General features: G+C 45.2%; 5 protein-coding genes. 1 reads left to right on the top strand and 4 read right to left on the bottom strand.

Annotation, left to right across the window (positions count from 1 at the left end; translation table 11 throughout):
• Positions 1-2 precede the first annotated feature (2 nt).
• The 3 genes from BG260_RS05405 to BG260_RS05395 are packed head-to-tail and all read right to left on the bottom strand — an operon-like array spanning position 3 to position 15,524.
• Positions 3-2,012 (bottom strand): fibronectin type III domain-containing protein, encoded by a 2,010-nt coding sequence (locus tag BG260_RS05405; protein WP_069130946.1) that lies wholly within the window; start codon positions 2,010-2,012, stop codon positions 3-5.
• A gap of 34 nt (positions 2,013-2,046) precedes the next feature.
• Positions 2,047-13,797, bottom strand: coding sequence for a hypothetical protein (locus BG260_RS05400; RefSeq protein WP_141691525.1), 11,751 nt, complete (start codon positions 13,795-13,797; stop codon positions 2,047-2,049).
• A 56-nt stretch (positions 13,798-13,853) separates the two neighbouring features.
• Positions 13,854-15,524, bottom strand: a complete 1,671-nt coding sequence (locus BG260_RS05395; protein ID WP_141691524.1) for a hypothetical protein — start codon at positions 15,522-15,524, stop codon at positions 13,854-13,856.
• 234 nt (positions 15,525-15,758) lie between these two features.
• Here BG260_RS05395 and BG260_RS05390 point away from each other — a divergent pair, with 234 nt between their 5' ends.
• Entirely contained in the window at positions 15,759-17,936 is a 2,178-nt protein-coding gene (locus BG260_RS05390; RefSeq protein WP_069130943.1) for a Tex family protein, read from the top strand.
• Between the two features lie 31 nt (positions 17,937-17,967).
• Here BG260_RS05390 and nfo read toward each other — a convergent pair whose 3' ends face one another.
• Positions 17,968-18,816 (bottom strand): deoxyribonuclease IV, encoded by an 849-nt coding sequence (gene nfo / locus BG260_RS05385; RefSeq protein ID WP_069130942.1) that lies wholly within the window; start codon positions 18,814-18,816, stop codon positions 17,968-17,970.
• Positions 18,817-18,992 lie beyond the last annotated feature (176 nt).

Below are 18,992 nucleotides of genomic sequence, written 5' to 3'. Positions count from 1 at the left end.
TCTTACGGCACAATCAATCGGACAGGCTCGCTTGGACGGCTCTCATTTCCGGTATTATCGAGTGCAGTTACCCTGAACCAGATCATTTCTGAACCAACATTTGTGGTTAGTGTTGTTTCGGATAACAACTCTTCATGAACGGGTTCAAAGTTTCCGGTTGATCGATTAGCAGCGTATACCCTGTACCCGGCAAGATGTTCGGATGCCACCGGTTCCCACCGAATCCGAGCCCCTTCGGATGTTTGAACAGCCCGAACATTTCTGACTCTTCTCGGTGGGTTAGATCGTTTAATCAAAACTGATGATGTTTCAACCCTTTCGCTCTCATTTCCTGTGGTATCGACAGCGCTGATCGCATATACATACGTATCGCCAATATTCACTTCCTCGTCCCTGAACATTCTTGCATCCGCGCCGAGCTCTGTTGAAAGCACGAACTCACCTTCACCCGACTTTCTGTACAGATTATAGCTTCCTACATCCCTTGAGAGGCTCCCGCTCCAATTGATATTAACCCGAATTCCGTCCCGGTTTTGTGCACGTACCACATTGGGCGGTTCAGGTGGAGTAATATTTGGAATCCGGATATCCACAAAGGTTGTATCGCTAAAATTCCGGGAACTGTCGGCGGCAACAACCCCATATCTGTAAAGTGCTCCCTCTTCAAACTGTGCCGCCTCTCCTCCTCGATCTGTAAAATTGTTATCACGCAAATCTCTATCTGTAAGCTGGCTGAAGTTTGCGGATGGTGATCGACCTTCCATCACTCTGCGAAGGACGATGTAGTTTCTAAAGTCGTCCGGCATTTCCGGCATGTTCCAATTCAGCACTACCATATTTTGATCGGTATTTAAACGTGCAGATACATTTACCGGCGTGGGTGGCGGGGTATTATCCGGTACGATCCTTGGTACGGCAATGCTTCTCTCACTTTCATTACCTGATTCATCAACGGCCGTAACCCGATAGAGATACCTTCTGCCCTGAACGATCTCTCCGTCAAAAAAATACGGCTGCTGCACAGGAATAAGTTCACTGTTCAGTTGCTGAAACTCTCCGTCCGATTCTGTTCCCCTGTATACATTATACCCAGCGGCATCCAGCTCACGGCTCACTCGCCATTGAACTTGCACGGAGTCCTGCCTTAACGATGTGCTAAGGTTTTGAACAACAGAGGGTGCCACATTATCCTCAACTACTAATGTAACCGGTTCACTCAATGGTCCTTGCTCTGCCGTAATATTTACACTGCCAACCCGAATAACCATTTCATCACCAACGTTCTGTGTGCTGAAAGAATATCGCAGGGTGTCGCGGCTCAAGTCGCGAAGCACAATACCAGTATTTACCCGGTTAACTCTATCCGATTCGGTTTTGCCAGCGTATACATCAAACCGGAAAACATTGTCATTATCATCAACCGGAGAATAGGTCCATTTAACCGTAACGCGGTTCCCCTCATTATAAACATCCGTAATTTCAGTTACACCGTACTCCGGATTTTCGACCTGAATGGAGTTTTCCAGAAATTCCCCCGTCGACTCCTCTCTTTGGTTTAGGATCTCTACTCTATACTCTGCCCTTACACCTTCCGGAACGTCTTCATCTACGTACAGTTTATTAACGGCTTGTGCCAATTGAGGGTAAGCCAGACTTAGTATTTTCGCTTCCCGGCTGTTACGCTGAGCCATTGCCAACAAAGCTGCGGCAGATGAAACATCAGCGCTTCTTCGAATCCGGTCGTATTGATTGCCAAGCACACCCCTGAGCTGTTCCCCTGTGGCAATGGATTGAACCGGAAAGGCGTTAATTTGTGTAAAGTCAGATTCACCCGGCAATTTCCGATAAAAATTATATGCGAACTGTCCCCTGGGCGAATCGAGCACATACAGATAGACATCTCCGTCATAAACAGCCAGCTGAACCGACTCATCCGCCTGAGCTGCCAACAGACCTGGATAAAACATCAAAAACAGAAATAAACTAAAAACACCTTTCATTAAAAATCTCATAAATAATTTCTGATTTAATTAATTCAGCGCTACCTCAATTAGCGAGTATTAAATTGTATTGGTTAACAGGTACAAACTGAACCTGTACCTGTATTGGTACAGATGGCACTTTGTCATCTGTTTGCACCATGCCATTCCCATTTTCAACCTGAATGTACACTTTATATTCAGAAGCTGAGTTTCCATTCAAATTAAACGTTGCAGAACCTGTCACTACCCCAAACGAAGGAGACATAAAGTTTCGCAAAGTAGTCCAGTTTCTCACTGTCTGAGATCCTTTTTTGATTTTGTACTTCACAGACTTAATTCCACTTTGCGGATCTTCAGCTCCATTAAGATTTATCTTAATCTGTCCATCATCATCCAATACTGCAAAATTTGAAATTTCTGGTTTGGATGAGTCATAAACTACAGCTCCTTCCTGTACGGTTTCTGACGGTACTCCCTGTCCATTCACAGCTCTTACTGCAACATTTAATGGCACACCTTCCGGCAGATTACTCATGCTCAACGGTATAAATGAAGTATCGGAGCCGGATGAACCACCCAACCCGGAAAACATATCACTTCCTGAACTGCCGCGCCTGTTACCGGTCCCGGTTGATTGACCGGACGATGGGTCAAACGTTCCACCGGCACCGTAAATCTGCTGTCCGTTAGAAGCATGGAAGAATCCATACTCATAATAATCTACTCCACTCTCCGGATCAGAAGCTCCTTTCGTCAGGTTAATACCGACAATACCATTTTCAATTCTAACATTGAAATCGAGCGTTGTTGGAGAAGTTGGGTCCACAATCATTTCAGGACCAAGCACTAACGGTTCACTTAGATTGCCTGCAAAGTCTTCAGCCATAACATAAAAATAGTACTCCTCATCAAACTCCAGCTGGTCTGATACAATCTCTAAAGATGTTGTATTTCCTTCCGTAAAGAATTCCAACCCTGAAAATTCAGCCGTTTCATGGTTGTTGTCTGTTGAAACAAGAACCTTGTAACGGTAGATATCGGAACCGGATGATACACTCGATGCAGACCATTGCAGCTCAATAACAGCATCTTCTTTTGGTGTTGATCTTGCAACGGTAGAACTCAGCGTTTCTACGGCAGGATGGTTAAAAGAGTTTGTAACTGAACTTGGTTGAGTAGGTACCGTAGTATCCAGCATAATTGGCCCGATAGATTCAGGTTCACTTTTAACCCCCTCACCATTGATTGCCCGCACGGTTACATAATACTCTTCTCCCTCCACCAGGTTGATATTGTAAAACTCATAAGCCTGGTGATTGGATGCACTACCATTCACAGGAGTTCCCACTTGCTCGGTCCAGCCAGTAATGGTTGAATCATTCGGACTGGTTCCTACCATAAATTCAAACCCTGCAATGTCATACAAGTCGTCATAAGAAGATGCAGAAAACTCTATTCTGTCACTTCTGTTTGTCCAATATCTTGAGGCATCTACCGAAATGAGATATGTACCGGAGCCTGTATAACTGGGTACTTGTGTATAGTAACTATACTCATTTTGCGGATAAGGCACTGAAAGTGAAGGTTTTTCCGGCTGATGATCTTGGTTAAGTGGAACCAATGTTGCATTGAATTTAAGATTTAAATCAATACTCTTTAGCCAGGTTCGATCTCCCGTTACAGGCATCGGAGGATTAAGATTCGGGCTTAAACTATAGGTTTTTGTTCTTGATAGTCCGGTTGGCCCTTTTGCCCGGACTCGAACCGCCAAGGATCGGCTTCTCTCATCCACATCACGTTTAAAAAGATATCGTTCAACCTGTTTGCTCGAACCAACCGACAAATAGTTTTCTGTAAAAATATCTGAATTACTATCGTCAGATATATAGTAACTATTTTCAGGATTAATACCTGATGAATGGGACACACTCCAATCGACGGTTAATTTATTTTCAAATCCATCTTGTGTTCTACTAGCAGAGAGTGATGTAATATCAGGAGATTTAGAGTATTGAAGGTTTTCATCTCTGATCTGTTGTATTTGATCAACTCCCTCACCATTGAATACATCATTCCTCCAGCTTATATACTGATTCAAAATATTATCATAGGTGGAGTGAATAGAGTGTTTGTTAGCATATAAGTCGTCAATTCTCTGTGTAAACTGGATGTAATTTTCTAGAATCGGTTCAAGTATTTCTTCGTAGGCATCATTTACAGCTTCAGCCTCTGCTGCGGCATTCTCTGCAAGCGACTCATAGCCAAGTAGAGGCACATCATACCAGAATTCTTTACCGCGTGTAACAAAGTATTCTGAAAAATCGGCTATATACCCATTTGACACATCGTCCAGCAAATCTGACTTAACTGAACTCATATCGCTCATATAGTCACTGCCATCAGCCGTATTGTTAATTATAATGGAATGTCTGATTGCGGCAATCTCTGCAAGCTGATCATAATTTGCGCCAGAATCAGAACTGCTTAAATCCTTCGCCTCAAAATCATATTCAATACCTTCCCAGCTTAACATCGCTTCTGACTGCTCAACAACGGCTGATTCCAAGTCTCCATCCACTTCAAGAAATAGATTTTTGTGAACTTCTGCCCATCGGTGTATATCCCATTGATGCGCAGCCATGTTTGTGTAGAGTTTATCTATACTTTTGGTTACTTCGTGATACTCTCCGGCCACCTTGTTAATGCCAGCCTCATCGGAGAAGAGCACACCTTCCAGAATTGAGATATTGGTTTGGATACTGGCAATTGCGTCTTCGAACTGTTGTTCCAGTGCGTCCATGTCTTCTTTATACTCTTCAAGTGCTCCCCGGTTTGCGGAATCCGTTGAAGAGTCAATGTCAAACTCCGGAGGCCGGTCTCCCTCCCAAGTTAACGACAGATTTTGTACCGGTGATGTAATGATATCTTCCAGGGCACGATCGGCTTGTTCCTGGTAGTCAATCACTTCAGCTTCAAGATTGGCCAGTTCCGAATTGATTTGATCCAACGATGCCGATAGTATATCCGTTGCATCTTCCACATTCTGTCTCAAACCGGCCAGATCATAACTATTTTTATCAGGTAAACTTTCTACGTCTTTAATCATCTGGAAAATAGCGTCATACACCGGGGGGGGCTCATTGGCTAGCCGCCCTTCAATACTGAGCATTGCTCCAAACAAAAATGTTCTTGTAAAGTTACTGCTTCCCAGGATGTTTTCTCCTGCCTCGGCTAGCGTTTCTACCGATTGACTGTGATCATTAATAACCTGATCCAGGTCGTTGGCTGCTTCAAGCGCCTCTGTCAGTGCAGAATTCATCTCCTGAGCTTCAGCTCTCGCATCCGCCAATGCACGCTCATATTCTTCGTCATAACCAAGTCCGCCACTAATACCACTACCGTCAATAGCTACATATAAATCTATCGACCCTTCACCCAAAAGAGGTACATCACCTGAAACTTTCCCATAAGCATAGATCAGGTAGCTGTTATCAATGATCAAGCCACCTTTAAACTGTGCTTCACCTTCCAAACCCAATGCGGATGCCATTGCGTTAAATTCAATATATGCACCAAACTGTTCTCCTTTAACCCACCACACAGCTAAATCAAAACTTACCGATGCATCAATGATGGAAATACTTATTTGATAGTCGAGTCCCAGGTCCAAATAAAAACCATTCACACCGGCAATAATAGTACCGTCAAAAGTGAGTGTATTCAGTACCACTACATCCAGATTTCCATCCATCGCCCAGACGATATCATCACCACTTTTAAAGACAGATATAGACATGCCAAAATTTGCATCTGCAACTGCATTTTCCATGCTCGCGGTTACCTCCCCATTCAAGCGAAAACCGGGATTCCACTGCACACTCAAGTACATACCTACGTCGATAGCGGCCTCACCGTCAAACACTTGCCCATCCACATCCAGCACCAGCCATTTTTCAGTAATCAATAATATTGCAGAACCCTCTATTGCATACGTTCCTGCTTCACCGGCAATTCCAACACCGGCATAGGCAACAATGGCAAAATCGTACCCTCCACCTTCCTCTTCCCAAGGGGGACTGTCCGATGTAATTTCGTGATCGGTTAGTGAGAGAATCTGGGCAAAATCACTGCTTTTCGCATTGTAGAAAAATCCGGCACCAAATGAGGTCATCGTCAAAGCACCCGGAAAAATTGGAACCGTTACATCGGCTTTAACAAAGATTCCAAAACTGAACTCTCCACCAATATTCCCCATTCGTCCCATGGCAGCAAGTCCAACAGGATCACCTTCAGGTGGGGTAAACTGTGCAGCACCTGCAACCATTAACTCAAATTCACTGCCAACTGAATGATATTCCAGCGAAGCAGTAATAGATGCTAAATCATTCAATTCAGCATGGAAATTCTTTACCCTGAATAGCACCTCTGAAGGAGTGCGATAAAATAAAATTTCTTCAACACTGCCATCAAAACCTCCCGGTATGGTCATTTCACCTCCAAAGGAGAGGTACTCAATGACATCATCAATTGGTTCTGACTTCACTTCCGAGTTATCGCTGCCAGGATCTCCGGTTGCCTGATCGATTGTAAGATCATGGAAGCTTCCGTCTTCATTTCGTGGCTTATAATCCAGTGAAGTTAACTCTACTTTTACCGGACCAATATCCAATGAAGTTTCTGAAAATGTACCTAAATCGAACTCCCCACCTGCATCAATTTTCATTCCGTCAAATGCAATAGACCCAGAGACACCGGACAGCCTCAATTCAGCGCCCACGCTCATCTCCAGAACAAAGCTCTCATCTGTCTCAACCTGAACTCCATCTACAGAGAAGGTGAACATCTCATTCTCAAATACAAATGACGGACTGTTTGTAATTCTCCACTCCAGACTCTCGCCATACGCGTAACGTATTCCCCAGTTTTCAGGATTTCCGGCATCGCCAAACCGAATGGTTTCGCCTCCGGCCTCTACACTTGCCATGGCATAAAAACCGAAATCCAGCTCATCCAGGTTGTTCAGTTCAAATCCTGCATCATCGAGTGAAATGGTTGCAAATCCGGGAATCTCTTTGGATACACCGCTAAAGTTAATATCGGGTTGCTGTACATCAATTTGCCCATATTGGTTCACACTAAACCCAACAACAGAGCTGGTCTCAACCGGTTCGGGAAGCTCCAGGTCTGCCAATGCCGTAAGGGTTGCTACACTCTCCACCATCCCGATCTCAAGAGTTGTTAATACAAGATTTTCTCCAAGCAGACTGACAGGGCCATCGGCAATAAGATTTATTCCGCCTTCACCCATAGAGAACGTTCCATCCGTACCAATCTTCAAATCATCTACTTCAAAACTTCGCCCAAGAAAGTCTAAAGAACCGTCCAAAGCAGCAATCAGATGGAGATCGTCCGTAACTTCAATACCGAGTGCTTCAATAGTCAATATATCCTGCTGACCAAATAACGTCAGTTTTTGTCCCGAGAAGGTTTCCGTATCTACCCCTTCCAGGCTCACTCCGTTGGTCCCTACACGAAGGCCGGTGATTCCAATTTCCGTTTCATCGCCAAGTATATCCGGTAACACAAGGCGACTGTCCACAACAAGAGCAAAATGCTCATCTATCTGCTCAAAACCCACATCTTCTAAGATCAGCTCAGACATGGCAATGGGCAATCTCTGCGGAACAAGATGAGCTGTATCTACGGTAAAATTCCAATCAGAGTCGCCATACCCTGCAGCAAGATGCACGACAGCCATTTCACCGTCATCATTCCGGAATAGCTGACTCTTCACATCCCCTGAAAACCTGAAAAACCGATCAGAACCGAAACCAAATTCCGCTCCACGCACAGCAACTTCAAAATTGTCATCTGCAAAAGCAGCAGAGGCAATAACTGTGTCTGCATCAACATCATAAGATTCACTGTAGTGTCCAAAGGCAAACGTCACATCCTCAAATCCATCTTCTGTGAGCAGTATGTCTTCAACCATCATGGCCAGTTGTGAGAGTTCTCCCGGCAGATCTACCTTAACATCAGCAAACAGTTTGTGCTCTCCACTTTGCCTCTTATACTCAAGCTGTTGAATGCCCAACGGAAGCGGCAAATCATCCTGAAGGCTCAATGGCGTACCTGTTAAATCGGCTACAATTCCTCCACTGGCAACTTCCATTGCGGCGTTGATTACAAGATCATCAAATTCTACAGACACTGTATATGGCTCACCCGCTTCTGCAGTAAATGATTGAATCACAAGATCAACAGGATCGGTAGTAAATATTTTCAATCCATCTTCAACATTCTCACTCTGAACCAGATTTTGTCCGGCCTCATCTCTAAGGACGATATATGCAATGTCTTTATTTGGAAGCCCCAGAGTATCGGGTAAAGTTACGGCGCCGGCCAGGTTATCGGGGTGAAACCCTTCACTGTCGAACCATGCCAATCGAACCGGTTCTTCATCATCCTCTTCCTGATGGAGAAAATCAGCACGTCCTTCACTGATTTGCGGATTGGGTGAGAACAGGAAACGTGTATCGACAAAATCAACGCTGATTGCATCATAAATATCGTCCCCAAAATAGAGAGCAGAAGCTGCCTGACCACTCACAAGAAGTCCGTCATGTGACATTTCCACATTACCCGGAACTGTCATTCGCACCCCGTTATTAAATTCCGGATCTGTTGCGGGATTGGATACACCCCAGGTTCTCGGGCCAAATCCAACATCGAGTGCAAAGGAGTTGGCAAACTCAACGGATCCATCCGTTAATTCAAATGTGGATAGATCGAGTGTAAGGTTATTAAAAGTCACATCAATAGACGCATCATCATCTAATTGAAGATTCCCGTCAGCGTCAACAACAAGGCCATTGGAGTTAAGAGTTGCGGAGTTTACATAAAACTCAAAAATTGAATCTTTTCTCGGGAACTGCCATGGAAACTGGGTATCGATCTGTACGCTTCCATCCAGAATTCCGCCGTTTATCAGATCGTACTTAAGAAAACCTGTCGTTTCAACAAGCTGTCCGTCCGTGCTTTCAATCTCAACTGTTACGCCACCCTCAATAGTTGCAAACTGTTCACCTTCCTCGTGGGAAAACTCAAGCAGTGTCTCTCCGAAGTTGAGTTTCAGTCCACCCAGATCAATGTCTCCACACGGTTCAAAGTCTGCAACCTGACCAGTGAAATACCCTTCGCTGGTTACATCCAGCGATACATCCGGTATGACGCAAGAATCATCAGCATCCGAGAAGAAATCCGGAAGCACAAATCCACCATCCAAATTCACAGAAAAGCCCTGCCCCTCTCCTTCAGAAAAGAGTGAGCCTCCGATTTCACTTAAATTAATTCCGGCACCCGAACCCAAAGGCAGAAACAGGGGGATTTCATCAAACTCCAGTGGCAGAATATCTCCGTTAAAAATACCATCAGTGAAGTTAGCCCCCTGAACAGTCAGGTTTAGATTGGCAAGCTCAGGAATTGAATCCTCAAAACCCGGCATTGAAAAATCAAAATCTATATCCGGTATGATGTTGAGCAGATCACCGGCTGAAAAGTTATTCACATCAATGGTATCGCGATCCATTCGCAGAGCAAGCGGCTCCAGTTTAAATGCACCAAACTCTATGGACGGAAGACTTAAACCGGGAATGCTTTCATCGTGGATATCCTGAGACGGAATCACAAAGCCGAGTCCTTTGCGTATCTCCACATTTTTTAACGGAAAGGGAATCGATTGACCGTTGATATCGAAATTCAGATTAAAATCAAGGTCGGCATAATAGTCAAAGCCGTCTATCTCGCTATATGATAGACTCAGCGTATTGATACCCGGTATTTCAATTCCAAGGGTCCCGAAATCAAATGCATAACCATCAAAATCTTCACCAAATGAGAAGTCGTTCAGGCTAACTCCATATTGATCATAGTTCACATTTACCTGCGATCGCACTACCGGATTTCCCTCAAAGTCAAGTATCTCAAAACCACCGTTTATGTCGATATCAAACTGTGAAGCTGCGATATTTTGAGGATTCCATTCAAATCCACCTGATAGGGAATCTGTGCTTAGCACTACATGACCATCCGGGCCGTCGAGCGGAATGCTTGCATCCAGATTTGGCATTGAAACTCCACCCCGAATAAATCCGTCCGATTCAGCATAAAGTGTGATGTCTTGTTCACCCAGTACCTGATCAAACAGGTGCAGAGAACCGGATAAGAAAAGTGCATGGAACTCATCTCCGGCCTCATTTTCTCCGTTGGAGTATTGGATCTCTTTTAGCGTAAACGGCAGGTTTGGCCTGTTGCCAAGATTGCTTCCGTCTTGAACGGTTGTATATACAGAACCACTCACATACCGTCCATTTGATGGATTAATCACAAGATCATTGAGCTGAACAGCAACAGCAGGAGGGACTGCTTCGTCCTCTCTCTGAAGAATCGGAAGAGTCAGCATTAGCTCCTGATCCTCGAGAGTTTCTATTAAAAACGTGCCATTTTCCTGTCGTTCAGTGGAGATAATCAGATCTCCGGTCTCCTCATTACGAATTCGGAGATAAGCTACATCATGGTTTGGCAGGGGAATTCTATCCGGTAAAAACTCGCTTGAGAAAAATGAAAGATCTGGATAAAAACCTGCGTCGTTAGCGTAGGCCACACGCTGACCATCCCAATTGAAATCTACATTCCCGGATCGGATTCCGAATGGGTTCAATCCAAAGGCAAAGTCATCGCTATACTCCACAACCAGGTCCCCGATATCCAATCCGTCTACATTAAATGCGGCAGATGCAGCTCCTGTTGAGTGGACACCGAGTGAATCGATTTGTACCGTGCCGGCAAGCCCCATCAATACACCCGGACTCAACACCGATGTGCTGTCGTCCGTAGAGGCCTCAAACTGCAGGCTGTTACTCTCAAGATCCACACCGGCAGCCAGATTAAAAGCTTCATCAAAAATGATGCGGCCTCCTAAAATTTCGTACGTATCCCAATTGATGAGTAGCTGGTCGAATGTTGTTCCAACTTCAGAATCACCCAACTCAAGTGACTGACGGCCATCAATCATCAGCCCTTCATTTGAAATAGAAGCCTCATCGATAGTAAAAACAAGTACCGGCTCTTCCCGCGGGATCCCCCATTCAAACGGACCATCAATTTCAAAGTTGATGTCGCTGAACTGTCCGGTTCGCAGGTCCAATGTAAATGAACCTACCGCGCTCTGTTCGTTTCCAAGATCAAGAGTTGCTCCACCGCTCATCGATATCTGCTGGCCATCCGATTCATGATAGCTGAAGTTCAATGCTGCCTGATTGATATCAGCCGTATACGGACCAATTTGCAACGGGCAATCAGGATCCTGAATAGACACCTCACCACTCATCCCCTTATCAAGGCTCACCGTCAGATCATTCAATTCAAATGATGACTGATCCCCACAGGTAAACGGTTCATCTACATTAAAATCTGCATCAAAGTTAAGATCCCCTCTTGCACTGAAACCATCTGATGAGCGTTTTAAAACGGCATTCCCTCCAATATTATGAATATCAAGGGAAAATCCGGGTCCAATCTCCCAGCTGCATGAGGCAACATCATCCGCATTAATTGTACCCATCACCGCAAGCTCCCCATCGCCATCAGACGAAACCGATGCGTTTTGAATTCCAAGCGTAGTTGATGAAAAGCATCCCGGCAAATTGGCGATCATTGGTAACTCCATGCCCGCATCAAAACTGAAGCTCCACGGCCCTACCCCTTCGCCATTCCAGTCAAACCAGGGAAAAGTGAATGCACCCAGGTCAAACCTCTCAAGCTGAAGTTCAAAATCACCCAGTTCGAACGAGTTATTTACAGGGATGTCATTCCCTTCAAATAGTGCATCGGGAAATGTAATTCCGGTGTTGGTAATTCGAATATCTTCCATCTCCGGAAGTGCCAGAGCCGGATTATTTGGAAACGAGAGTTGTGAATCAAAGCGAACATCAAATTCCAAATCACTGCCGTCTTCACCGATAATCAGCTCCTCAAGAGCGATATTATTTACGGATGCCTTTAGAAAACCGAGATCTAACTCGGGCCGTGGAAGCGTACAGGTTGGCGTAAACTGACCTGCATTCAATCCGTCCTCAGACGAGTACTGGATAAATGTAGAGCCTCCACAATAGTTATCGCCTGTCATTTGCAAATCAATATTGGACCGCATGGCAAGATTAAAATCGAACTCTTCTCTACCGAGAGATCCTATAATTTCGCCACTCACATCTTCGAGGTTTAGTACCAGAAGATCAGATTGATCAACCATAGGAATATCCTTGTCGATCTCACAATTAAGCCTGATTCGGAAATTCTCGTTTAATAATGCAAACTCAGGAATTTCACACAGTTCTTCACCCAAAAATCTGGCTTCTGTTTTAGCCCGTATCTGTGCCTCCGGATAGACGATCGTTAATTCTGTTAAATCCACATTTAACGGTCCTTCTCCAAAACTAATTAACGGAGAGCCGGTTGCTGTGGCCCGGCCACTCATTCCCATCCGGTTAAGCGACATATTTCCGCTTGCACGCATACCTGATCGTTCAGGAGTAGAGATACTCAAATCTGCGGTCAAACCACTCGTAAAGCTCCATGATACAGAAGGAATTTCTACGTAATCGGAAAGCGGACTTGCTAAATCCTTCATTCCTTGCGCTTTTGCTATGATATCACCACCCATTAAAATCGGAGTCTGTAGTGAGGGCGCTTTTTGGATCTCGACCCTTTCTAATACAGCCTCTAACTGAATGTCTCCAATTGTAATAAAATCGAGATTCATCCTGGCAGGCCCGCTGATGATGTACGACGTAGAGGTCTCCTCAATTTCTAATCTTGAAAAGTTATCGACAGTAGCAAAACCGGGAACCAGATTAATCTCTTCCAGCTCATCAAGTGAAGCGATCGCTTCATCACTGATCTTACGATCCCTAAACGTAAACGTATAAATTTCACTCTCACCACCTTGCTGAAGCGGTACTTGTCCGTTCACATCTTTTGCCCTTACCTGCCAGGCGTAGGTAGCGCCCTCTTCGAGCGGCAGATACTGCATGGTGTATGGAAGTGTTGTCTGACCCACTAACGTTTCAAATGCAAGCTCTCGGTTACTGTTAATCGCCTGCAGTGGTGTCTGGCCCCGAAATACTTCTACCAGTAGAAACTCATACTCAAACATCCCTCCATTCGAGCTTACCACCGGAGTCCAGGAGAAGGTAGGGGTATCAACCAGAACGTTGGCTCCATCCGGTACTGAAACCAGAATCGGCGGCGGCGGGTATCGGACCGAAAATATTGCACTCCCAGGCATGGTGTTAATACCGGTTTGCCCTGTAAAGGGGCGTGCTGTAATTTCAATGGAGTAATTTCCCTCAGGAATGGAACCGGACTGTACAATCTGATTCCGTAAATCCGACCCTATCATGTCCAGCACATCGTTTGGGGTCTCTCTGAAATCAACCTCTTCAAAAAAGGAGGTAAAAACGTAACTGCCCGGAGTAAACGCACGAGGCAGGGACTCCAGCTCTAAAATGGTTCGGTTGTTTCGCACCAGCCTGAAATCAAAGACAAAATCTACCGGTTGGCTGCTAAAACTGGAGTAGTTGAAGATGACCTGATACTGGCCATTCTTGAAATTCTGCTCAATCGCGTTGGCCTGAGGGGTGCTCAATACCGGCGGGATGCCAACGATATTTACCTGCGATGAGCTTTGAGCCATCAATGCTTGATTCCCAAGCAACATCAACCCGAAAAAAAGAAGTAATGCTCTTAAATTACCCATGCGGTTCATCTGTAGAAATCTGTTTGAATCTTTCATTTGATAAATCTTCGTCTCTTTTAAAATCTTCTCTGATACCTGAAGCTTCCCTCAAGTTCTGTAAACTCCTGACCTGCGCCCTCAACCACACTGTTGTTTCGTGTTCTCAACGTGATGTTGAATGAGTCTTTGTCGGTAAGATTGTAGGAAGAGTTTAAACTTCCGGTAATTTGCTGCAATTTGGTTGTTACGGTTCCACCGTTAAAATCATCCCTTTCGTTGGAATTCATATTTATCCCGGCATTCACACTCAGGTTCAACTTTCGATTGAACAGCGCGTAGCTCGTGCCCAGATTGAATCCCATATTATCAATTTCAACCCCGTCTGAACTGTTGGTCATGTAGTTAAATGCAGAATTTATGGTTAAACCGACCGGTAACGTGATGGCATAATTCAGCATGGATGTAATTGAGGTTGACGAGTAATCCATCCCGCCGGCATTGGAATCATCAAACTTGCTCTCGATCAACATGTACCCGCCAGACACAGAGATGTTATGAGTATACTCCTCGCCTCGAAGAGTCAGTGAAGGCTGAACCATGACGTTGTGCGAGGTTTGTGTCTGGTTACTTCCCAAAACTTCACCGTCAATTTCCTCCGCTTTAATACTGTTGATCATCAGGCCGTATGTGGTGTTCAATGAAAAAGCCTCCGTAAACACCATCTGCACACTGTTGTTGATGTTTGTGTTTTGCTGGGTTTGCACACGGTTGCCCAGAAGGTTATCCCGCCCCAGTGAAAGGTTGGAGCTGATGTTCAATCGGTTATTCATCAGGCGGAGTGCGGGATTGATTTTAATTCTCTCCTGGTCGTCCCGGACGGTACCGCGCCCCAAAGATTCGAACCCGGGCTGAATTCGTTCATAGCCCAGGCCAAGGTTAAACATATCAAGATTCAGTGAAGCGTCAGCCATTCCGGCGTAATTCACTTTACTGCTTGCCCTTGGTGTATAGATATTTGTAAAGAATGCCGGAACGGCAATGTCATCTTTTGGAAGTGCCGCACTGTTCAGATCTTGCGTAAAGATGGACGCCGTCACCTCACTCCCAATGGTAAACCGGCCGTCAAATAGGTGAATTTGAAAATCGGGCGTAATCGTTAAATTCTCTCTTGGGTCAACCTCTAAATTTGTACCCTGAATGGATGATTTATCATCCCGTGCATAAAATGTGCTCAAATGGATATAGTTACGTGATGTGTTTCCATACCCGATTTTAGCAGCACCTCCCCACTGTTCAAATGCCGGCCGCCTGAAACCGGACTCAAGACTGGGACGTACTGCCCGTTTCGATCGGCCTCCTGTCATCTCAAGGAGGAAGTTACCTGGATCTATTCGAAGATAACCGCCCCGGATGGTTGCGCCACTTAAACCATAGCTGGAAAAGCGGGTATTAATATCACCGGCTTGAAGATTAATCCACTTCCAGGTAGCATTGAAGCTAAGCGAATTCATGTTCTGTCTGAACTCTGAATCATCAGTGGAGTAGTTTAGGTTTAATCCTGAACTGAATCCAAACAGAGTAAAATTCATGTTTGCATTGGTCTGAATCATACCCGGAGCCCGACGATTTTCAATACCGTCCACCGAATATGCACTGGCGGTAACCCCGATACTTCCACCTGCACGCATGGTATTCAGGTTCGTCTCATTGAGAAAAGAACTTTCCTGGGCAAACAGATTCTGAGTCATAAACAATATCAGAATCGAATAAATAAGTAGTCCGAATTTTAGATAGCTAGCCAAATCTTGCAGATACGTTTTATTCGTTTTGTATTATATGCGCAAGGACTAGGGAAAAGCTTTCATTATTTTTAAATTTATTTGAATCAACTGCCGACTCTTCTCTTTTCATTGCATTCCTCCCCCGCTTCATCGTACTTTCAAATCTCATTTTTATGACAACAAAATTAGCAGTAACCGATCATGACCGATTCTCAGATTTTTAGCCACATTGCATCCGCTCATAACTTTTCAGCGAAACAGGTAAAAACTGTTGCCGGCTTTATAGATGATGGAGCCACAATCCCGTTTTTAGCCCGTTACCGCCAGGAAGCTACCGGCGGACTGGACGAAGAGCAGCTTCGTACTGTGCGCGATGCCATTGAATTTCACCGTACGCTGGAGGATCGAAAAAAGACCATACTGAAAGCGATTGACGAGCAGGACAAACTCACCGATGAGCTAAAAGAGAAGATCGTAGCTTGTAAGGATCTGAAAACGCTTGAGGACCTTTACCTCCCATATAAACGGAAGAAGAAAACGCGCGGCGATATGGCCAAGGAGAAAGGCCTGGAGCCACTGGCCAGACTGATCTGGGAGCAGGATATTACACAAGGCGATCCACTTAAGTACGCCAAAGAGTATGTCAGCGAGGAGTATGAACTGCCCGATGCCGAAACCGCACTCCAAACCTCCCTCGATATTGTTGCGGAATGGATTAATGAATCGGTAGAGGTTCGGGATCAACTGCGAACGATCATACGAAAGCACGGGATCATCAAGTCGGAAAAGAATCCTGTGGTTGACAAACGAACGAATTTTGAAGATTACTATGATTATCAAAACCGGGTTCAATATCTGAAACCGCATCAGATTCTGGCACTGAACCGTGGTGAAAGGGAAAATGTGCTCTTTGTGAATCTGGAGCTGAACGATAACATCACCCTCGAAAATATTGATGATGTGGTGATTACCAATGATCTCTCTATTTTTACTCCATATTTACAGGATGCCGTTGAAGACTCCTACAAACGGCTTCTGATGCCGTCGCTTGAACGAGAGCTTCGCAATGAGTTGACCGATCAGGCCGATGAACATGCCATTCAAACCTTCGCAACCAACCTGAAAAACTTGCTGCTTCAGCCGCCGCTGAAAAACCAGGTGGTAATGGGAATCGACCCCGCTTTCCGCACCGGCTGTAAAGTTGCCGTGATAGACGAGTTGGGCAAGTACCAGGAAGGAACAACCATCTACCCTACTCCCCCGCAAAATAAAGTTGAACAGGGAGCCAAAGTGGTGAATCAGCTGATCAACAAATATGGTGTAACCCTCATCGCCATTGGAAACGGAACAGCCAGCCGGGAAACTGAACAGTTTATCGCTGATGTGATTCAGAAGCGAAAGGAGGAGAACAAAGATGAAAACCTGAACTATCTGATTATCAGTGAGGCAGGCGCTTCTGTTTACTCGGCGTCTACCGTAGCGCGTGAGGAGTTTCCCGATCTGGATGCACCTCAGCGCGGAAATATCTCCATCGCCCGTCGTGCACAGGATCCGCTGGCTGAGCTGGTAAAAATTGATCCAAAATCGATTGGGGTTGGCTTATATCAGCACGATGTTAATCAGACTGAATTAGCCAAGAAACTGGATGACGTTGTTGAGAGCTGTGTGAATGAAGTTGGCGTGAATCTGAATACCGCAAGTGCACCACTCCTGACACACATTTCCGGACTGAGCCGTGCCGTTGCCAAGCGAATTGTGGATTTCAGAGAAAAAGAAGGGAAATTCAAAAACCGCGAACAGATTAAAAAGATCTCGGGCGTGGGTGATTTTCGCTTCCAGCAGGCAGCCGGATTTATGAGAATTCCGGACGGCGAGCATCCGTTAGACAACACCGCCATCCACCCGGAAAGTTATGAAGCCACCGAAAAACTGTGCAATCTGTTTGGTATCAATATCGAAAAGCTTTCTGAAGAACAGAAGAAAATCGAGACTACTTTGTCAAACATCAATAAAGAGGAAGTGGCTGAACAGATTGGAGTTGGCATTCCCACACTCGAGCTGATCATCGAAAACCTTCAGAAGCCTGGACGCGATCCAAGGGAATCCTTGCCCAAGCCGCTGCTTCGTCAGGATGTAATGAAGATGGAGGATCTCTCCACCGGAATGAAGCTGGAAGGCACCGTCAGAAACGTAGTCGATTTTGGAGCGTTTGTTGATATCGGGGTAAAACAGGACGGACTGCTTCACATCTCAAATATGAGCAAGGGACGCGAACGCGTTGAAGATCCCCACGATGTGGTCTCCGTGGGCGACATCATCAATGTGGAGATTACCAATATCGATATTGAGCGCGGTAGAATCGGTCTGGCACTGGCTTAAGAATTTCCCCTCCTGAGAGGGGAAATTTAATCTACCCTTCTCCGGCCAGCTCTTTCAGTTTTGCGATCTCTTCCGCCCAGCGTTCAGTATTGGGAGTTTCCAGTATCATTGGAATGCTGTTAAACCGGTCATCCTTCATAATCAACTCAAACGGTGTCCAGCCGATGTAACCGTCGCCAAGGCTGTCATGACGGTCAACCCGGGTTCCCAACTCCTTTTTGGAATCATTCAGGTGCATTCCGAGCAGCTTCTCAAAGCCAATATATTTCTCAAACTGTTCAAAGGTGTCGTAAAAACCCTCCTCAGTAGAGATATCGTACCCTCCCGCAAAAGCGTGAGCTGTATCAATACAAACTCCAACGCGGTCCTGATTTTTAACCTGGTCCATAATCTCTGCCAGATGCTCAAATCGGAATCCCATATTGGTACCCTGCCCGGCGGTATTTTCAATAACCGCTTTGGTAAACTCTGTCTGATCCAGTGCAATATTGATCGACTCTGCAATGCGTGATAAACACTCCTTTTCAGAAATCTTTTTCAGATGACTGCCGGGGTGAAAATTCAAAAGTTTGATTCCAAGCTGCTCACACCGCTGCAGTTCAACCAGAAATGCATCACGTGACTTCTGAAGTTTTGCCTCTTCAGGATGACCAAGATTAATCAGGTAGCTGTCGTGCGGCATCACGGCATCCATGCTGTATCCGTACTTTTCACACTCAGCCTTAAACCCTTCAATATTCTCTTCAGTAAGCGGTTTTGCTTTCCACTGTCGCTGATTTTTCGTAAACAGTGCAAACCCGGTTGCCCCGATTTCGTGCGCTCGTCCCGGCACATTTTCAACTCCACCTGCTGCGCTTACATGCGCTCCGATATACTTCATTTTTTATGATTTCTTTAGTTTTTCAATTTCCGTCTGAAGATAGTGAAGTGAGGAGTCAGAGTACAAAACTGAGATTATTGAATTCCATCTATTTTCTGCTTTGAATCATTTCTCTCGAACCTTCTCAATGAAACAGACAAAATTTCTGCGAATCTAAGCGAATTCATCCGCGAAAA

This window comes from Rhodohalobacter halophilus (assembly GCF_001715195.1).
GTDB classification, from domain to species: Bacteria; Bacteroidota; Rhodothermia; order Balneolales; family Balneolaceae; genus Rhodohalobacter; species Rhodohalobacter halophilus.
The sequence above is the reverse complement of the archived record's forward strand: the minus strand, read 5'-3'. Positions and strand labels throughout refer to the sequence as shown.

Bases quoted from the DNA above. Each gene is read 5' to 3' on its own strand.
- BG260_RS05390 (WP_069130943.1), top strand. From the start codon at position 15,759: ATGACCGATTCTCAGATTTTTAGCCACATTGCATCCGCTCATAACTTT.
- nfo (WP_069130942.1), bottom strand. From the start codon at position 18,816: ATGAAGTATATCGGAGCGCATGTAAGCGCAGCAGGTGGAGTTGAAAAT.
- BG260_RS05405 (WP_069130946.1), bottom strand. From the start codon at position 2,012: ATGAGATTTTTAATGAAAGGTGTTTTTAGTTTATTTCTGTTTTTGATG.
- BG260_RS05400 (WP_141691525.1), bottom strand. From the start codon at position 13,797: ATGGGTAATTTAAGAGCATTACTTCTTTTTTTCGGGTTGATGTTGCTT.
- BG260_RS05395 (WP_141691524.1), bottom strand. From the start codon at position 15,524: ATGACTCAGAATCTGTTTGCCCAGGAAAGTTCTTTTCTCAATGAGACG.